A 19,283-nucleotide genomic window follows, 5' to 3' on the forward strand; every position below is an offset into this window, starting at 1 on the left:
TCCTCCTCTATTTGTTATCAATGGTCGTAAAATAATTTTGAACAATATTTTGTAATTCTTTTGGTAATTGCAGTCGATCTGTTGTTTGGAAATACGAATTTTTATAACTCCCAACAACTTCTTCATAAGGTCGTAAGGATCCTTTATGCACTGGGCCTTTTTCTGTTTCATGAATCTCTGCTGCACTACCCTCACCCATTTTGCCTGAGTCTACCGATGTATCCCCTTTACTGCCAATACGTTCCGGTATTGCTAGCAAATTGCGATTACCTTGACCTTGACCCTGACCTTGACCTTGACCCTGGCCTTGACCCTGGCCTTGACCTTGACCCTGGCCTTGACCCTGGCCTTGACCCTGACCTTGACCTTGACCTTGACCTTGACCTTGACCCTGGCCTTGACCCTGGCCTTGACCTTGCCCTTGACCCTGGCCTTGACCCTGGCCTTGCTTCTGACCTTGACTCTTTTTGTTCTGATTAGGACTACTATGGCTATTTGATTGAGATGAACTACTATTTTGTGAACTATTAGCATTTTGGCTAGAGCTCTGGCTAGCATTGCTATTAGAAGTAGCAGCTTGATTTTGACTTTGACCATTTGACTGCTGATTTTGTAACGCCGTTTGAAGCGATTGAGATAGTGGTTTTCCTTGTTGACTCATCGCAGTTTGTGCATCCTTCGCCTCATCCATCAATCTATCATTCGCTTTTTGCAGATCGGCTAACTCCTTCAATTCCGACTCCGATAGTCCTTTTCCTTCGCCTTTTTCATCGTTTTTAGCTAATTTCTTTTTCTCCAATAATTGCTGCTCTTTTAATTGTAATTCCTTTTGCTTTTTCACGAGCTCACGCAACGCTTCTTCAGATGTTTTAGTGTCTTTTAGCTTTTCCTGTAGCTTCGTTAATTCTTTTTTTACTTCTTCTGATTTTGCCTTTTTCTCAAGCTTTTTCACTTCTTTTTTTATTTCCGAAATGATTTTATTTTCTTGCTCTGCATCTTTTGCAGCTAATTGTGTTGTCGCCGGAAATAATGTAAGCGCGAAAATTGCAACGGCAATAAAAAAGCTACCTAATATGTAGGGTACATGCACGATTTTCTTTTTTCTTGCTTTAAATTTGAGCAACGCTATATCAGCATTATCATCTGTCTGCTTCAATAAATGTTGAAACAAGGTCGTCGATGTGTCTTCAATTGAAAATACTGCGCGTAGTTGATTATGAGGGAAATAGCCATCAAGAGCATGTATAGAATGCTCTTTTGATGGCTTTGTCCATAAAATATAAAGTGTCCAAGAAATGAAAATCATGATGGCGACTACTAGTGCAATTTGAGAATAATAAGGAAAAATAAAGAATCGAGAAACGATCATTAAAACAAAGCTAACACCCAGTGCGACTAGTAAACCCAACTGAATTCTAGTAAAAAAGTGTTCCAAAAAAAGGCTCGTTTTTGCCTTTTTAACTGCAAGTGCTAAACGACTTTGACCGTTCATCGATTACCCTCCTCATTTCGCTTTTTTCATGTTAACGCGTAGTCTTTTTATAGCTATAAGTAAGCAAACGACTGTCACAATTGAATAGAAAATTAAATACCCTGCCCAAATTGGGAAATGGATTTTCGTCACTTCATAGAAACTATCTAACATTTCAGGACTGATTAGTGTCATCATTAAAGCAATTGGATTAATCGTACCCCAAAAATGTGCAAAAATTGATGAACTACTTGACATACCGGTTGTGCCTGACATATTCATCCTCATTGAGATTAAAAAGAAAAACGCTGTGACACCTGTTATAAATAGCATCGAACCATACGTTACAATCATTGAGAGAATTGTTTTTCTTAATAATGTCGAAAACATAACACCTATACTTCCAATGGCAAGCATTGTCACAATTAAAAATGCGAAGATAACGAGTAGTTGTGTAGGTGAAACACCACCAAATAAAAACACTAAACTATAAATTGGCAAACCTGCGACTAATAAAAGTACTAAAAATGCAATAGACGAACTCATTTTCCCAAAAATAATTTGGAAAGAAGATTGTGCTGTCGTCAGTAGAATACTCAAGGTTTGCTTTTCACGCTCAGAACTAATTGAACCAGCTGTCATACCTGGTGTAATAAATAAAATGAGCGCCAATTGTACAAACGTTAACAAGCTAAATAACAGAACACTTTCCTGTGGATTTATAAAACCACTAATGTTAAACTCCATTGATACAAAAATAAAACCAAAAACAAAAATACTAAGAGCTAATAAATAAAACATGATACCTGAAAAGCTTTTAAAGGAGCGAAATCTCAGCTTAAGCTCTTTTATAAGTACGGGATTTGTGAACAGTGATTTCACGCTTCATCTACTCCCTTCGTTATAGCCATAAAGACATCTTCTAAGTCTTTTTCCTCTTCCACAAATGACAGAATTGGAATATTTGCTAATATTGCTTTTTTCAATAGCTCTATTTGCTCTTCATCTGATCCTCGATAACGGAAACATAACTTCTCGTCAGTTACTTCAATTCCTGTTATAAAAGGATCTTCTTCAAAGAAACTTACAGCTTTTTCAAAAGAATCTTTTAGCTTTACATTCAACACTTTTTCACCTTGTAATTGTGTTTGGATGGCTGATACTGATCCATGTGCAATTAATTTCCCATTATCAATAACACCAATTTCATCACACATTTCCGCAAGCTCAGGGAGAATATGCGAAGAAATTAATATTGTCTTACCCATTGATTTTAGCTGTTTCAAAATATCACGCATCTCTATTCGAGCACGGGGGTCTAACCCCGATGCAGGTTCATCCAAAATAAGAACTTTAGGATCATGTATAAGCGTTCTAGCCAAACAAAGGCGCTGCTTCATGCCACGTGATAATACATCTACATATTCATAGCGTTTATGTGTTAAATTGACTAGTTCTAATAATTGAGGAATTAACTTCTCTCGCTCTGCTGCTGGAATACCATAACTTGAACCAAAAAAATCCAAATATTCATCTGCTTTCAATTGGTCATAGACACCAAAGAAGTCAGGCATATACCCAATTAGTTTACGGATATCCTCAGATTGTTTCGTTACACTTTTACCATCAATCCATGCATCACCTGCCGTGGGTTGCAAAAGTGTTGATAAAATTGAAAATGTCGTTGACTTGCCTGCTCCATTTGCTCCAACAAAACCAAATACTGTTCCTTCACCAATTGAGAGATCCAGTCCTTGTAAAGCATAAAAGGAACCGTATTTTTTTGTTAGTCCTTTAATTTCTATCATTTTTGGACCTCCCCTTTCAATTGCAACTCTGGTAACACAGTCCTATTATCATTATATTTCCCAACATTCTTAATTAATTTATAAATTACATGCCCATCTTTTGAAATATAATGCGAAACGTCTTTGTCTACTATAAATCTTGCATCAGATATTTCTTCAAACTTATCTTTTTTCACATTATACAAATTGATTGTTAAAGTTTGCATATCCGTATTGGCAAGTTGTAATTCTGTCCACTTTACTTTTTTATCTAATATGGAATGTGGTATCGTCCAATTCACATCATATTCACCATCATCTAAATACCAAGAATTTATATCCTCAAAGGTTTGTTCAACATAGCCTCCCATTGTTGAATTAATCTCTTTAGTCATTGCATTTGCTGGTAATACGAAATCACCCGATAAATTTGTTTTCGGATTAAAATTTTGGACTAGTAAACTCAAAGAAGTTCTCTCAGCTTTTTGAGTTTTTAATTCAATTGGTAACAATACTTCATCTACCCATGCCACTATAGCAGGTTGATCATTACCATCTAATAATTGATAAGCTAAGTTTCGAGCACTCTGCTTACGATTTTTTAAAACCTCTTTTTTATTTTTTGCTGGTTCTATTCCTGGCATGCCCATCTGCATTGGAGACAATAATATAGACCCATTAATTGTTTGAGTTACTTTTAAAGTCTCGTTTGGTTCAATATCACCAAGTTCTAACCACTTAACTCCTGACCAAATTGAAACATCCTTAAGTTTGAATGCGAAGTTATTCTTAACTGTCCCTTTTACAGCCCCACCTTCTACGTCTAACTGAATGTCTAGACGACCAACATCATTAATTTGCGTATTACCAACTAAGCTATTAACAGCCCAATAACGGCTATTTCGAATCGTTAATGATTGATGGTCAGCAAATTGTTCCAACATGGCTTTTTGATGTACATCATTTAAATTTCTGTAACCTGTATATGTATTAGACATAGACATAGACATTGATGTATCTTTTGGTGCTGTAAATTCAAAATTGCCACTACGATTTGATAACAAAGCCGACGCATAGCTACCTGACAAACTGCTATCATCATTTACTTTAAAAACAGCTGTTTCTTGAATTTGAGGATTTAATAGACGATCTTTTGCCCCGTACCAAAAGATTAATAAGGAAGTCACAATTGATAATACAGGAATAATCCACCATGCATGTCCTCGTTTATCTTTATTTTTAAGTAAGAAATATAGTAAAGGTCCTATTAGAAAGATATATAAAACAACAATCACTAGTAACAAAATAGCGGAGACTTGGAATGAAGGGAATGTCTCATTTTGACTGACTATTTCCCAATTCATTTGGTTCATTACTGATTGTAATGCTTGGTTACTAACTTTGATGGGTACTATTTTTTCAAGAAGTTTTGTGTAATCGTCTTCTTTTGCCAACGGAGCATTTCCTAGAGAAAAGGCAGTTTCAATAACCTCCCCCTTGCCAACAGCAAGTTTAGCAACAAGCGGAGAATGATCTGCTTCTAATATCACTACTGCTTTTTTATTTATTTCAGCTTCGTAAGCTGTTGCATTTTCTTTAAAATTACCGCCTTTTGTTAACGTTTTCAATGTTTCTTTTGATACTGTTCGCTCTTCACCTAAAGTTAATGGCAAGTATTCTTTCAATAAACCAACTTCTGCATCTACATTGGCAGAAGCCCCTATGATTGCTTTGCCACCATTTTTCACCCATTCGATAATTGCTTTTTGTTGCTCTTCTGATAAGTCGGCTAATTTATATTCATCAATAACAAGTACATCACCCGCCGACCAAGATGCTGCTTTTGATGGTAAAGTGAAGTTCGTTAATTGTGCAACATCGATTACTTCCATTTTAGTTGTATTATTCTTGCCAAGTTTAGTGAAGCCCAATAATCGATCCGCATTACTTGTTAATGTGAAAACAATTGGTGTGTCTTCTTCAAGTAGTTGAGGATTGACTTTTGCTTTACCAGTGTATTTAATTGATTTTCCTTTTTTCCAACCACCTTCGTAAAAGTGAATCATTTGCTGATTTGACCCATTTCCAACAAAGGCGTCAGAAAATTGTTCAAATGCTACTTCTATCGTTTTAGTTTCATTTTCTCCAAGTTCAATTGGGATAGCCATACCACTTCCAGTATTATAGTCTTGCATTGCGTCAATAACGATGTCACCAGAAAATGCTGTTCCTGTGTTCTTGACCGTTATCGTAAGAGGTAATCCTCTGTTATATTTACCCTTATTTTCAAATCCAACTGATGTTTTCACATCCAGCTTTGGTGCAGCAGACGCTTCGATTTGAATACCTGGTAAAAAATTAAAAATTAATAAAAAACATGAGACCAGTAATAATAGCCTACTTCGCAATGGAAACTCCCCCCTCTTTCTTCTTTTTCATTAGTACGTTTTTGCCAGCAATTTGGTTGCATAAATAACAAAATTATATATATATTATAAAATAAGGTAAATATTTCTTTATTTAGTTTAAAAATATCTTTTTGTACAGTAAAAAACCTATAGTGCAAAATTACACTATAGGTTTTCATAAACTATAATTGACCGTAAAAATTGTTCTACAAATTGTGTATTAACAATAATCAATTCTTCATCTGGTTGCATAGCTGAATGATGCAATCCATGTGGCGTATTTGCTCCTGTCCAGAACATAGCACCTGGTAAGTCTTTTAAAAAGAATCCAAAATCCTCGCCTGTCATTGCTGGAGGACATTCATATGCTACGACACCAGGAAACTGCTCGGCAAAGCTTAATAAATCATACGCACATTGCTCATCATTTTCCACTTGATAATAAGATGAACCATAATCAATGCTTACTTTACATTCATAGGCTATTTCAGTCGCTCTACAAAGAGCTTCCACTCGCTTTTTAATCAGTTTCATCGATTCTACAGACATCGTACGAATTGTACCTTCTAATCGTGCATCTTCAGCAATAATATTCTGGACAGTACCTGAAGTCATCTTACCAATAGTTACAACGGCACTATCTAGAGGATTTATATTACGACTGACAATGGTTTGAAGTTGAATCATTAGATTTGATGCTGCAACTGTCATATCTCTCGTATTATGAGGATATGCTGCATGTCCACCCAAACCTTTTAAATCAATAAAAAGCTCAGAAGTATTCGCAAATAGCATGCCTGGTCTTGTCGCAATCGTTCCAACTGGATATTCAGGTGCGATATGTAAGGCAAAAATAGTATCAGGGACTAAATCAGGTCTTTCGCTTTGTAGCCATTCAAGCATTGGCTTTGCACCACCTGGACCTTCTTCAGCTGGTTGGAAGTATATAATTATTGTGTTTTCTGGTCGATTTTCTGAGAAGGCTTGAATTAAACCTAAAGCGATAGTCATATGGAAGTCATGGCCACAAGCATGCATAAAGCCTGGATGTTCGGAAGCATAAGACAAACCGGTGTTTTCTGAAACCGGAAGACCGTCAATATCTGTTCGCCAACCGATTTTCAACTGTGGATTCAAGCCATTAATCGTCACGATAATACCTGTTCGCCATACGTCAATTTGAATATATGGCTTCCACAATTTTTCAATGATTGTGAGTAAATACTTTTGAGTTTTTTCTTCCTTGAAACCAACTTCCGGAATTTTATGTAACTCACGTCTAATTTCCAGTAAACTTTTCATTTTATACACCCGCTTATAATTTACGAAGATCTTGCATAATTTCAGTTTTAGATTTCGTCTTTTCATCAATCGCTTTAATGACTTTTGCTGGAGTCCCTGCAACTACAGTATACGGTGGTACATCTTTGGTAACTACTGCTCCTGCTGCAACTACAGCACCTTCTCCCACTCTACAACCTTCTAAAACAACTGCATTAGCACCAATCATTACTTTATCCTCAATAACAACTGGTGATGCGGAAGGTGGCTCAATTACACCTGCTAGAACAGCGCCTGCACCGATGTGACAATCTTTTCCGACCATTGCACGCCCACCTAAAACGACATTCATATCAATCATTGTACGATCGCCAATTTCAGCTCCAATATTAATGACACTCCCCATCATGATGACACAATTATCCCCTATCGTAACTTGATCACGAATAATAGCACCAGGTTCAATTCGAGAATTGATACCTTTTAAGTCAAGAGTTGGTACCGCAGAATTTCTTCGATCATGTTCAACAACAAAATCAGAAATTTGCGCTTCGTTAGCTTCTAAAACTTTTTCAATTTCAGCCCATTCTCCAAATACGACAGCTGAATTGCCTTCGCCAAAAACTTTACTTCCCTCACCAAATGAAAGCTCTGCTATCTTTTCACCTTTTACATAAACTTTCACAGGTGTTGCTTTTTTGGCATTTGCTAAATAAGCAATAATTTCTTGTGCATTCAATTTCTGCATTGGCTACGTCCTCCTACTATTCTGAAAATATGGACTAATTGTACACGAAACATAATAGCGTTGTCATTTCTTTTCTTCCACACTATTCGAATAATCATACAAACATTCAGCATGTTTTTTCACAAGGTCTACAAAGGCTGCGACTTGACGCAATTCAAAAGAAGACTCATAACCAATAAGCCATGTATCACGTGTTAGCTCAAATTCTTCTTCATTGTTCGTCAGCGGGATGGTATTAACATCCTCATGCCCACTTAATGTAATAGAAGGTAAAATGGCATAACCAATTCCATTCAACGCCATTTGTTTACACGTTTCAATTTGATCTACCGTAATTTGTCGCCGAGGATTAGACTTAAAATGACGTTGCCACCATTGTTGTATTTCTTGATAATAATTAGAATCACTTTTGAATTGGATAAATGGACGATCTGTCTCGAAAACTTCATCAATCTCTTCAATTTCTTTATCTACTAAATACAACGTATCACGGAATAAGTGAATCTTCGACCCTTTCCAGTCTGTATGTCCACGGACTATTCCTACATGTGCCTCCCCATCATATAGAGACTTAACAATTTCTGAGCTCCAACCAGTGTTCAGTGAAATTTTCGCTTCAGGATATTGTGTCATAAAATCCTTCAATACTTTAGGTAACCATGTATGCCCTACAATCGAAGCACATGCTATTTTCAATGTACCGTGTACTTTTGAATTCAACGACTGAATCATTTCATAAATCTCTTCTTTTTTAGCAATTGTATCAATCGCATATTGTATAACCAACTCCCCTGCTGGTGTTGGTGTTAATCCCTTCTGTGAGCGTAAAAACAACTGTGCTCCCCAATCTTTTTCAATGGATTGTAAACGTTGGGAAAGTGCCGGTTGGGATAAAAATAAACGTTCAGCTGCTTTTCTCATATTGCCCTCTTCTGACAATACTTTTACAATTTGCGCTTCTGTTGTAGTCATCGAAAAGTAACCTCCTGATCGTCCTTATATGGATTAAATCATTTATAATTAATAAAGAAGGTCCCATTAATGGCGACCTTCTCTCATTTTGTCATATTAAGAATTGAATTGATAGATATGTTTTTTTAGCTGTTTTAAAATCACGCGACGTGTCATAATCCCCATGAAAGTACCTTCATCATCAATAACGCATAAAAATGCATGATTAATCACAAGATCTAATGCTCTTTGAAAAGTATCTTTAATGTTTAAGGTCGCGACTTTCTTATCCATTATTTCATCTACTTTAATGTCTGCTAATCTCTCATACTCTATATGTTCCATTCCCAAAATCGGTTCTGTGATCATACGCATACTTAACATGCCATGCAGACGGTATTTTGCATCAAGTACTGGTATAGAAGAATAGCCTGTTTTCGTTAGGACTAGTAAGGCATGCTCTGCATTATTGCCCATTTGAACATGTGCAACTTTCTCAGAATTAATAATAAAATCAGCAATTGGCATTTCAAGGAACTCTCTGCTACTTAAGGACACCATAGTATTCTACTCCTTTTTCTGTTCCTTGGTTCAGAACAGCAAAATACAATTTAATCATATCATAGTCCCTCATACAATTTCCATTTATACAAATAACATTTTACTAAACGCTAATTTTAATTCTTTTTTCTGAGTTTTTATGCAATTAAACTAAAAAAGATGAGAAGAGGGATTTCTAACACTCCCTCTTACCACCTTTTATATCCATTGATATTTCACAACATTATAAACAATTATAATGAATACGAAAACAAAAGCTAAGCCATATGCCCAAATAATTGGATTAAGCATCGTCGGATTATCTTTAACTGCTTGACTAATCGGTTGATCATTATTGTGAACAGCCTGTTGTTCCATTTTCGCAATACGTCTCGTATAAACATAACCGATACTACAAATAATTAATATTACCGCCATTAATGGCCAAGTCCACGTACCCATAGCGTCACTTCCTTCTTACTTGTTTCGCTAAGTATGTGCATTACTTTACTATTTTAGTCGTTAGAAAGGATACTGATTTAAGTGTTGTCCACCATCAAGTGTGACAACTTCCCCATTCATATAAGCTGCTTTATCTGACATCATGAACGTTGCTAAGTCAGCAATTTCTTCTGGTTTTCCTAAGCGACCAAGTGGCACCGACTGTAAAGTACGCTTCGCAGCCTCTTCAGATTGCCATAACTTATCAGCACCACCAGTTCTTTCAATCGGTCCCGGAGCAATCGCATTAACTCGAATACCATATTGTCTTCCCCATTCAACTGCTAGTGTTCTTGTTAAAGATAATACTCCAGCTTTTGCTGCCGCTGAATGAGCAACTCCTGGACCAGCATCCCACGCATAGGTTGCAACCATATTTAGAATGGAACCATTTATTTTGTTATCCATCCAGTATTTGCCTACTTCTTTTGAGCAATAAAATGTACCGTTTAGGACGATATCAATAACGGATTTCCATCCATTTGCAGATAAGTCCTCAGCACGGACGATAAAGTTTCCTGCAGCATTATTTACTAGACCGTCTACTTGCCCAAAAGTATCTACTGCAAACTTTAGCATTCCAGCAACATGCTCAGGTTCTCTTACATCCATTTGAAAAATACCAATATTGTTACCATCGATTGAAATTTCATCCTTTGCGTTTTTTAGACGCTCCAAATCACGGCCTGTAATGACAACGTTTGCACCTTCTGCTACAAACGTTTTTGCCATATATTTCCCCATCCCATTTGAACCGCCTGTGATAATAATTGTTTTTCCATTTAACAATTACGATTCCCCCTTTGAATGAATGTTCATTCATAATTTTACCATACTTCGGAATTACTGTCTTTATTTCAGACCAAAATAAAAACCTCAATAATCGGCTCATTAAGGTTTTTATTATCCTGACTAACAAAAATACATTTCGATAATACTTTCAATCGGCACTGGTCGGCTAAAATAGTAACCTTGAGCCTTTTCACAATTTACAGCTTTTAAAATTTCTACATGATCTTTTTTCTCGACACCTTCAGCAATTACTTTCATACCTAAACTATGTGCCAGATGAATTATCGTTTTCGCTATTGCTTCATCTTTTTCATCTTGCTCAATTTCTTTAATAAATGACTGATCAATTTTAATAATATCAATCGGGTATCGTTTTAAATAACTAAGAGATGAATAGCCAGTTCCAAAATCATCAATTGAAATAACAACACCCATTTTCTTTAATTCTTGTAAAATTGAAAGCGTTTCATGAATATTTGTCATTGAGCTTTCGGTAATTTCAAGTTCTAATGCTTGAGGTTTTAATTCATATTTGTAAATATATTTTTTTATTGCATTAGCGAAAGCTTCTTGCTTAAATTGCTTAGATGAAATATTAACGGCAATTCGTACATCTATAAACCCTTTAATTTGCCATTCTTTCAACTGAATACATACTTGATTTAGAACCCAATCCCCTATTTCTAAAATGAGACCAGATTCTTCTGCAATAGGAATGAATATGCCTGGGGGCACTAAACCAAACTTAGGATTATTCCATCTAAGTAATGCTTCAAAACTGTTTATTTTCCCAGTATCTAGATCCACTTGTGGTTGATAATGAATAGTTAATTCATTTTTTTCAATTGCACGTCTAAGATGGGATTCCATCACTGTTCCATTATTAGAGGTATCATGCATTTTGCTTTGATAAAAGCGGAAAGTAGAAGGAACACGTTCTTTTACGTATCTAAGTGCTTGATCTGCCTTTTTTAATAACTCATCTAATTCCACACCATCAGATGGATACATAACCATGCCAATAGAACCTGAAATATTCAACTCTATATCATCAACACAAAAAGGTTTTTTGAATAAAGATAATATTTTCTCAGCAAAGTACTCCGTTTTTTTTACATCTGATTGTTGTAAAAGAAAGATAAAATCATCACCATTTTGTCTATATATTTGGCTATTAGCGTCTGACAATGTAGAAAGTCTTTGGGCCACTTTCTTTAACAACTCATCCCCATTGTTGGAGCCAATAGAACCGTTGATTTTTTTAAAACGATCCAAATCCAATAAAATTATCGCCATCTGATTACCTTGACACTTGGAAATTCTTTCTTCTTCTTTAAAATGCTCCTTTAAAGCACGTTTATTCCAAATACCTGTTAATTGATCATGATATGACAAATAGAAAACCGTCTTCCCTGTTTCATCATACCTTGTAATATCTCGCATTATTAGTTGTATTTCTTTTACTTCATTATTTTTAATAATTGGAATACTTTTTACGTATACCATTAATGTTCTACCCTCGACATTTTTTATATCGCATTCACTTAATTCTATAGGTTGCTTTTGCTTGATCGTTTGCTCTATCAATTTCACCATCTTTAGCTCACCTTGCTTGGATACAAGGTCTAAATAATGCTTTTTTAATAAAGCTTTTTGTTTATACCCAAATACAGAATTCACTGCTCTATTACTTTTAATAATATGCCCACATCGATTAATCGTAATGACAGAATCCAAATTGTGATCCATTAGTGAGCAATACGGTTCATTACTTACTACTTTAGTTAAAGATAGACAGATTACTTTGTGTTGTGTCGTTGTATCTGCAATTACACAGACATTAAAGGTATGTTGTATCGTTTTCTTCATAATCGTTATCTGCTTAGTATATGGTTCTATCACTTCATCTTTTTGTAATAGGAAATCTTCTAAATTAGTTCCCATTTGACATGTAAAAAAAGGTGATGCAAGTACTTTATGTTCAAATGAATGTTCAAAAAACGTTTTAAACGATTCATTTACGTATGTAATCCAATATTGATTATTTTTACCTTGTTCTATTAACATAGTCATGGATTCAGGATGTAATCTTGACAATTTCTGTAAATAATTTTGAAATTGTTGAGGACTCAGTGATGAATTATACATATAATGCCTCCATTAACAGAAGTAGTCTACTACGTATTATCATAATTGATTTTTATTCGATTGAATACAATTTTATTTATACTTTTATATCTTTTGGTATATTATTCGTAGTGGACTTAATAAAGTATATTTTCACACAGGATTTTTCAACTAATATTAAGAAGACTTTCGTCATATTAGCGAAAGTCTTAGTTTGAATAATTTATTATTTTTACTCTTCGTCTATCAGGACACGATATGCTTCTTTTAAGAAGATTTCCTGACTATTTATACATTTATCTCCATCTTTTTTCTCGTTATAATAATACACACCATTCTCATCTTGAATACGTGCTTTCACATTATCACGGAACTGAGTTTTCATAGATTTCATAATACGTTTTTTTATTTCAGTATCAAAAATTGGAAATAGAATTTCAACACGTTTTATCATATTTCTTGTCATCATATCCGCTGAAGATAAGAATAATTTATTTTCTCCATTATGATGGAACCAATAGATACGCGAGTGTTCAAGAAAACGACCAACAATACTAATAACTGTTATATTTTCACTAATACCTTTAATGCCTGGGCGTAAACAACATATCCCACGAATGATTAAATCTACTTTTACCCCCGCAATTGAAGCTTCATACATTTTCATGATTAACTCTTTATCCGTTAATGAATTCATTTTCGCGCGGAAATGCCCTTTACCATGCTTTAGATGGTAATTTATTTCTTCATCAATTAATTTAATAAACTCGATTCTAATATCATTAGGTGACACCACTATGTGATGGAAATTGGGCTTCTCCGTATAGCCACTAAGGAAATTAAAGAAGTTAGTCGCATCAATACCAAACTTCTTTTTCGTCGTTATTATCCCCATATCCGTGTATATTTTCGCTGTTGCGTCATTATAGTTCCCTGTACCTAAATGGACAAACCGCTCTATTTTACTTTGTCTTCTTCTTACTACTAGCGTAATTTTAGAATGTGTTTTTAAATTATGCATTCCATAAATAACTAGACAGCCTGATTGTTCCAGTTCTTTTGCCCAATGCACATTATTTTCTTCATCAAAACGAGCTTTTAACTCTACTAGTACGGTTACTTGTTTCCCATTTTCAGCAGCGTATTTTAGCGCTTGGATAACTGGTGAATTGCCACTGACACGATATAACGTCTGCTTAATGGCTAAAACACTTGGATCGTTAGCAGCTTCTGTTACAAATTCCACTACTGGTGTAAAAGATTCGTATGGATGATTAAAGAAAATATCTTGAACTAATGCTTTCTCAAAAATGTTTTCATCTGATTCTAAGTCTTGAGGCGGCTGAGGGATAAAACTTTCATATTCTAAATGCTCTCTGCCTTCACTCACAAGTTTTACAAACGAGAATAAAAATGTTAGATCTAGTGGACAATCTACGCTATATACTTCCGCTTCCCAATCTTCTAATTCGTTCAAAAGAAATTGTAGTACGCCTTTATCCATTTCTCCTGTACGCACTTCTAGACGAGTGAGGGCACCCCATTTACGCTTTTTCAACTCTTTTTCAATCTCTAGAAGTAAATCACGCGCACCTTCTTCATGAATAGTTAAATCGGCATTACGTGTAAGTCGGAAAGATTGTACCGATTTAACATTGTAGCCGTAAAACAACTTATTAATATTCGCACTGATTATATCTTCAAGTAGTACCACTGTGATTTCATTCCCTTTAGATGGTACTTGGATAAAACGTTCTAAGACAGATGGTACTTGTACAACTGCTACCTTTTCACAAAATTCTGGTTCTACATTATCTTGTTCCAAAAGTATAATCATATTTAAAGTTTTACTGATTAATGTTGGAAATGGGCGATAAGCATCAACTGCTACAGGTGTTAATACTGGAAAAATCGTTTCTTCGAAATATTCATTGATAAAATTAGTTTGTTCTCCATTTAGCTCTGCTATTTTGCGCGTATAAACATTCTCTTTTGGTAGTAGTTGTTTCATTAATTCTTTATAAATAGCTGTTTGTCTTGAAACAAGTGCTTGGGTTTTCTCAGAAATTCGAGCTAATTGTTCCTTTGGTGTTAAACCCGATTTGTTCTCCGGTTTATGAAATCCAGCTTTCACCTGATCTTGTAACCCTGCTACACGTACCATGAAAAATTCGTCTAAATTTGAACTAAATATCGCCAAAAATTTCAATCTTTCAAGTAATGGATTTTGGGCATCCTCCGCTTCCTGCAACACGCGTTCATTGAATGCTAGCCAACTTAACTCGCGATTGTTGTAGTATTCTGGTTTTGTAATTTCTGTCTGCTTAACTTGGACTAATTCCATTGTTTACCCTTCCTTATCTATAAAGTGTAGTGTTACTTCCCCTTTAAAAATTCGACTAATATGCTTCTTTTGGCGATTCGCTTGATACATTTCAGCCATAGCATTACCTAATGTGAAAATCTTCAGTTTTACATTATCACCCGATTGTTCCATAGCAATCGATTCGACAATGTTTCGTTTTGAGGCATCTAATGCATAGACAAATTTAAGTAAAGCACCGATGTCTCGCATTTTTTTAAACTCGTCCTTTGAAAACCACTCCATAAATGGTTCCGAATAACGACTGAAATCATCTCTGTTCTTGTAAGAAGCAATTAACGCTAAACGAACACGCTGATCGTGGCTTATCCCATCAATTGAACGATTTGATATCAAGTAAAATGTATGTTGACTTGCTGCATCAACTTCAATGTACTCGCCAATATGAAATAATCTAGCGGCTTGCTTCAACATATGTAAATCTTCCGCATTATACAAAAATGCCCCTATTTTACAAAATTCAAAATAGGCTATTTCCGTTAGCTGCACAAAATGAGCTGTATTTTCTAATGGCTTATCAAATTCAGCAGCTAAAAATTTTGTACTCCTCTCAAAAACATTGTATTTGTTAAAAGCTGTTGGATTGTCTTTTAATATGCGATCAATGACAAGACCTTCACGTAACCCTTTTCGACTAAATTGGAATGTCTCACTAGATACAACATCCATTAACGCTTGAAATACTATAATCACTGGTACAATAATATCTGCTCGATCACTTGAAAGCCCATCAAGTTGGTTTAATTGTTCGTATGTCAATGATGTTACTTCATGACTAATATTTGTGAAGTCCTCTTTTGTCATCTCATATTGATGGACCCCTGAAATAGGATAATCCTTTTTACGTTGATCTAGTTTTGCCATATTACGAGCACTTCCTCCGATGCCGATAACTGGCAACTGAGCGTCTTTCAACCATAACAATGTCTCAAATTTACTTTTTGCAAAGTCATAAATCTTATTACCTTCCTCTTTTGTCATTGTGTCACCTTCTATAAATTGTTGCTTTAATGACACGGATCCAAATGGAAAACTGTGATAACACTGTAGTTCTTTATCTTTGAAATAGGTTAGCTCTGTACTACCACCCCCAATATCGATTGTTATCCCTGATGGTGTTTCTAATGTATGAGCCACAGCAAAATAGCCAAAATAAGCTTCCTGTTCTCCTGATAATAGTTCTATTTTTACGCCTGTATTTCTCCTCATACGTTCAATAATTTCAGAGCTATTCTTTGCTTGACGAATTGCAGCTGTAGCAATGGCTCTTACGTCTATTATGTGATAATCATTTAATATGTCTCGGAAAAAAAGCAAAACTTGTTCAAGTTCCTGTATGCCTTCTTCAGACATAACATTATCTATTTGTAAATAATTTCTCAGGCGGGCTACCGATTTAATATTTTCTACTTCCTTTAATCCTCTTAGTGGATCATACGTATAAAGTACAAGTCGGATTGTATTTGAGCCAATATCGATAATAGCTGTTTTAAAATAAGTCATTGGGGCACATCCTTAGAATTTTTCTTGTCTCTCTATACAACTGAGAGTAAAATTGGTATTATAATGTATATTATAAATTGAATGCTCTGAATTTTCTTCTAAACAAAACCAATTACAGACATTAACTTAAGTAGAAAGGCGGTATTTTATGCAAAGAGAATATTGTGATGATCAACTAGCTACTGCTATTTATACTGTAAATAGACACGCAAAAACTGCACCAGACAACAAACCTCTTTACGAACTAAAACGCCTTGCACTTGAGAAAATGATCCTCGACAGCAGAGCGAAAAAAATTGGTTTACATTTTGTGAAAAACCCTCGTTTTAGTAAGCAACAATCATCCGTACTCATTCAATGCGCAGATTATTTTTTCCATACTCTGCCAAAAAAAGATGACTTTTCTTCATTACCCCATCTAGGACACCTTGATGACAGCTATCGTAATCCCCAAAGAAAAATGAGCTTAAACACAGCTAAAAATGTATTAAAAGACTATTTAGGGATAAAAACCCAGCAAATAGTAAAAAAAGAGATGGGTAGTACTTCTAAGCCTAAAAAGAAACCTTTAGTAAATAATACAAGTTATTTCTACGGACATTAGTTCACTCATAATGATAAAACCGGATCCCTCAATTAGTAAGGTATCCGGTTTTTAGCATTCATTTACTTAAAGGATGTACTGATCTATTTTTAAAATGAGCTCGGCAATCTCCGGTTTGCTGATTTGATCTTCAGCTCCGACTTGATCCCCTTTATGTCTTAAATCATCTGTTATTAAACTAGAGAAGATAATAACAGGTAATTTTGACAATACGGGATGAGTTTTAATTTGTTTTGTTAAATGATGACCATCCATTTGTGGCATCTCAATATCTGTTACGACTAATTGCACAGCCTTTGAAATATCATTTTCTTTGTCTGCTAAAGCCAGTAAATAATCTAAGGCGTCTTTACCATTCTCAAAGAATTCTATATTCATATAACCGGCTTCATGCATCGTATCATGCAGTAATTTGCGCAGTAATGGCGAATCTTCAGCAATAACTATTTTCTTCTCTGAACGCTGACGATCACCTAGTTTCTTTACAGATTCTACACTAATACCCGAATCAGGGTTAATATCTACCATAATCTTCTCAAAGTCCAATAGTAGCAACATTAAGTCCTCTTGTTTGATTACTCCGATGACTTGTGAACCACCACCTTGGTACATATCAGTAGGTTTTTCGATTTGATTCCATGAAATACGATGAATCATCGTAACATTATCAACATGGAAGACAACTCGTTGTCGATTAAATTCTGCAACAATATATTTTTGTTGCTCATTAAAAGCACCAGATAAACCTAATACTTTTTTCATATCTACGACTGGCAATACTTCTCCCCGTAATTGAATGATCCCTTCAACATGCGGATGAGCATGAGGTATAAAAGTAACCGGAATTGGTTGTATGATTTCTTTTACTTTAATAACGTTAATACCAAATTTATTGGAACCTACTTCAAACTCAACAATTTCAAGTTCATTTGTTCCACTCTCTAGTAAAATACCCTGACTTTCTACCATTATGTTAACCTCCTTGAGTCACACTTTTCCTTACTCTAATTGTAACATACAAGGTACATTACTCCTATATAGATTTAGTGACATTCGGGCGAACTCTTAAATGGATGAATAGTCCAATCACAGTTAAAACAATCAAAGTTGATAATGCTACACGGCTAGCAAGCGTTCCATATTCCTTTAGTAATAAAGTTACCGTCCCATAAATAGCAGGACCAATAATTGATGAAACCTTCCCAGAGAAAGCGAATAACCCAAAAAACTGTCCTTGCTTTTCTTTTGGGCTAAGTTCGATAATATAGGTTCGGGATGTTACCCACATAGATCCGAGAGAAACGCCAAACATACTTCCCGCAATCCAGAACATCCATTGTTCTAAGGCAAATACCGCGATGATAAGAGATACAATCATTAACAGTGCTACAAAAGTTATCGCTCTCTTAGCCCCCACCCTTTTAGTAATATGGCCAAATGCAAGGGAACCAACAATAGTGGATACAGTAGAAACTAAGTATAGAATGATAAATTGTCCCGAGGAAAAGCCGACAATTGCTGTTGCATATACAGCCATCATCGCTATGGTTGTTGCAATTGCATCATTTAAAAAGAAATAGGCAATCATAAAAGTGAATATCGCCTTATAAGTACGCATCTCTTTAAATGTTTTTATTATTTCTTTATAACCAAATAAGAAAGAATTAACTTTCCTTTGTTCTTTTGGAATTGGTTTATCTTTGTTAATGAAAAATAATGGTAATGAAAAAATTAAATATAATACCGCCGTAGGAATGAATGCACGATGGAAATCCCCAACACTGACAAATGGATAGACTAGCAAACCAACAATCGTACCAAAATATCCAATTGCTACTCCAAATCCCGAAATCAGAGGCATCTCTTCTTTTGTCCCTAAATCTGGCATCATGGCATCATAGAATACTAAGCTTGAATTAAAGAAGAACTTCGCTATGACAAAACTTGCAACAACTAAAAACAGACTCATTGGTACTCCACTAAATGTAGTATCTGTTTGCCAGTAACTAAATACCCCCATCATGAAAGTGAAAATTATAGAAATCGATGCGAACCATACGATAAACCTCTTTTCTTACCTCCAGTCAAGTAATTTTGAAAGAATTTTATTGGAATATATGATTTTGATTTAGGTGGTAGGGGTACCCCTACCACCTAAATCAAAATTGCGCATATCAAAAAGACCCT

The 19,283-nt window shown here is 35.2% G+C and carries 15 protein-coding genes and 1 pseudogene; 1 reads left to right on the forward strand and 15 read right to left on the reverse strand.

Annotated elements, in window-relative coordinates; genetic code table 11:
- Positions 1-7: 7 nt before the first annotated feature.
- The 13 genes from ACQKMD_RS02825 to ACQKMD_RS02885 form a co-directional block, all read right to left on the reverse strand.
- A complete protein-coding gene (locus tag ACQKMD_RS02825) occupies positions 8-1,492 on the reverse strand; it encodes a hypothetical protein (protein ID WP_427749251.1) in 1,485 nt (494 codons plus the stop codon).
- A gap of 12 nt (positions 1,493-1,504) precedes the next feature.
- Positions 1,505-2,353, reverse strand: a complete 849-nt coding sequence (locus tag ACQKMD_RS02830; RefSeq protein ID WP_427749253.1) for an ABC transporter permease — start codon at positions 2,351-2,353, stop codon at positions 1,505-1,507.
- Positions 2,350-3,279 (reverse strand): ABC transporter ATP-binding protein, encoded by a 930-nt coding sequence (locus ACQKMD_RS02835; RefSeq protein ID WP_427749255.1) that lies wholly within the window; start codon positions 3,277-3,279, stop codon positions 2,350-2,352. The genes ACQKMD_RS02830 and ACQKMD_RS02835 overlap by 4 nt, the downstream gene beginning before the upstream one ends.
- Complete coding sequence (locus tag ACQKMD_RS02840) at positions 3,276-5,666, reverse strand: DUF7408 domain-containing protein (protein WP_427749256.1); 2,391 nt, start codon at positions 5,664-5,666, stop codon at positions 3,276-3,278. The genes ACQKMD_RS02835 and ACQKMD_RS02840 overlap by 4 nt, the downstream gene beginning before the upstream one ends.
- Positions 5,667-5,831: 165 nt before the next feature.
- Positions 5,832-6,968 (reverse strand): N-acetyldiaminopimelate deacetylase, encoded by a 1,137-nt coding sequence (locus ACQKMD_RS02845; protein ID WP_427749257.1) that lies wholly within the window; start codon positions 6,966-6,968, stop codon positions 5,832-5,834.
- A gap of 13 nt (positions 6,969-6,981) precedes the next feature.
- On the reverse strand, positions 6,982-7,695 hold the full coding sequence (gene dapD, locus ACQKMD_RS02850; RefSeq protein ID WP_427749258.1) for a 2,3,4,5-tetrahydropyridine-2,6-dicarboxylate N-acetyltransferase: 714 nt from the start codon (positions 7,693-7,695) through the stop codon (positions 6,982-6,984).
- Between the two features lie 63 nt (positions 7,696-7,758).
- Positions 7,759-8,667 carry a LysR family transcriptional regulator gene (locus ACQKMD_RS02855; RefSeq protein ID WP_427749259.1) on the reverse strand — a complete coding sequence of 303 codons (909 nt, stop codon included), beginning with the start codon at positions 8,665-8,667 and terminating at the stop codon, positions 7,759-7,761.
- Positions 8,668-8,763: 96 nt separating this feature from the next.
- Entirely contained in the window at positions 8,764-9,207 is a 444-nt protein-coding gene (gene cbpB / locus ACQKMD_RS02860; RefSeq protein ID WP_427749261.1) for a cyclic-di-AMP-binding protein CbpB, read from the reverse strand.
- A 198-nt stretch (positions 9,208-9,405) separates the two neighbouring features.
- Positions 9,406-9,648 (reverse strand): hypothetical protein, encoded by a 243-nt coding sequence (locus tag ACQKMD_RS02865; protein WP_427749263.1) that lies wholly within the window; start codon positions 9,646-9,648, stop codon positions 9,406-9,408.
- A 60-nt stretch (positions 9,649-9,708) separates the two neighbouring features.
- A complete protein-coding gene (gene fadH / locus ACQKMD_RS02870; RefSeq protein ID WP_427749265.1) occupies positions 9,709-10,476 on the reverse strand; it encodes a 2,4-dienoyl-CoA reductase in 768 nt (255 codons plus the stop codon).
- 123 nt (positions 10,477-10,599) lie between these two features.
- Positions 10,600-12,627: an EAL domain-containing protein gene (locus tag ACQKMD_RS02875; RefSeq protein ID WP_427749267.1), complete on the reverse strand. Its 2,028-nt coding sequence runs from the start codon at positions 12,625-12,627 to the stop codon at positions 10,600-10,602.
- A gap of 211 nt (positions 12,628-12,838) precedes the next feature.
- Complete coding sequence (locus ACQKMD_RS02880; protein WP_427749269.1) at positions 12,839-14,950, reverse strand: RNA degradosome polyphosphate kinase; 2,112 nt, start codon at positions 14,948-14,950, stop codon at positions 12,839-12,841.
- Between the two features lie 3 nt (positions 14,951-14,953).
- Positions 14,954-16,492 (reverse strand): Ppx/GppA family phosphatase, encoded by a 1,539-nt coding sequence (locus ACQKMD_RS02885; RefSeq protein ID WP_427749270.1) that lies wholly within the window; start codon positions 16,490-16,492, stop codon positions 14,954-14,956.
- A gap of 148 nt (positions 16,493-16,640) precedes the next feature.
- Between ACQKMD_RS02885 and ACQKMD_RS02890 the strand changes: the two genes are divergently transcribed.
- Positions 16,641-17,096 (forward strand): YkyB family protein, encoded by a 456-nt coding sequence (locus tag ACQKMD_RS02890; RefSeq protein ID WP_427749272.1) that lies wholly within the window; start codon positions 16,641-16,643, stop codon positions 17,094-17,096.
- 66 nt (positions 17,097-17,162) lie between these two features.
- Here ACQKMD_RS02890 and ACQKMD_RS02895 read toward each other — a convergent pair whose 3' ends face one another.
- Positions 17,163-18,065 carry a chemotaxis protein gene (locus ACQKMD_RS02895; protein ID WP_427749274.1) on the reverse strand — a complete coding sequence of 301 codons (903 nt, stop codon included), beginning with the start codon at positions 18,063-18,065 and terminating at the stop codon, positions 17,163-17,165.
- A 64-nt stretch (positions 18,066-18,129) separates the two neighbouring features.
- A pseudogene (locus ACQKMD_RS02900) lies at positions 18,130-19,170 on the reverse strand (MFS transporter); the annotation flags it as partial.
- Between the last annotated feature and the right edge of the window lie 113 nt (positions 19,171-19,283).

It is taken from the genome of Viridibacillus sp. NPDC096237 (assembly GCF_050278625.1).
In the GTDB taxonomy this organism is placed as follows: Bacteria; Bacillota; Bacilli; order Bacillales_A; family Planococcaceae; genus Viridibacillus.

What these genes read in the sequence shown, in the direction of transcription:
- ACQKMD_RS02825 (WP_427749251.1), bottom strand. Translation starts at nt 1,492, where the DNA reads ATGAACGGTCAAAGTCGTTTAGCACTTGCAGTTAAAAAGGCAAAAACG.
- ACQKMD_RS02835 (WP_427749255.1), bottom strand. Translation starts at nt 3,279, where the DNA reads ATGATAGAAATTAAAGGACTAACAAAAAAATACGGTTCCTTTTATGCT.
- ACQKMD_RS02845 (WP_427749257.1), bottom strand. Translation starts at nt 6,968, where the DNA reads ATGAAAAGTTTACTGGAAATTAGACGTGAGTTACATAAAATTCCGGAA.
- dapD (WP_427749258.1), bottom strand. Translation starts at nt 7,695, where the DNA reads ATGCAGAAATTGAATGCACAAGAAATTATTGCTTATTTAGCAAATGCC.
- ACQKMD_RS02855 (WP_427749259.1), bottom strand. Translation starts at nt 8,667, where the DNA reads ATGACTACAACAGAAGCGCAAATTGTAAAAGTATTGTCAGAAGAGGGC.
- cbpB (WP_427749261.1), bottom strand. Translation starts at nt 9,207, where the DNA reads ATGGTGTCCTTAAGTAGCAGAGAGTTCCTTGAAATGCCAATTGCTGAT.
- ACQKMD_RS02865 (WP_427749263.1), bottom strand. Translation starts at nt 9,648, where the DNA reads ATGGGTACGTGGACTTGGCCATTAATGGCGGTAATATTAATTATTTGT.
- ACQKMD_RS02875 (WP_427749267.1), bottom strand. Translation starts at nt 12,627, where the DNA reads ATGTATAATTCATCACTGAGTCCTCAACAATTTCAAAATTATTTACAG.
- ACQKMD_RS02880 (WP_427749269.1), bottom strand. Translation starts at nt 14,950, where the DNA reads ATGGAATTAGTCCAAGTTAAGCAGACAGAAATTACAAAACCAGAATAC.
- ACQKMD_RS02885 (WP_427749270.1), bottom strand. Translation starts at nt 16,492, where the DNA reads ATGACTTATTTTAAAACAGCTATTATCGATATTGGCTCAAATACAATC.
- ACQKMD_RS02890 (WP_427749272.1), top strand. Translation starts at nt 16,641, where the DNA reads ATGCAAAGAGAATATTGTGATGATCAACTAGCTACTGCTATTTATACT.
- ACQKMD_RS02895 (WP_427749274.1), bottom strand. Translation starts at nt 18,065, where the DNA reads ATGGTAGAAAGTCAGGGTATTTTACTAGAGAGTGGAACAAATGAACTT.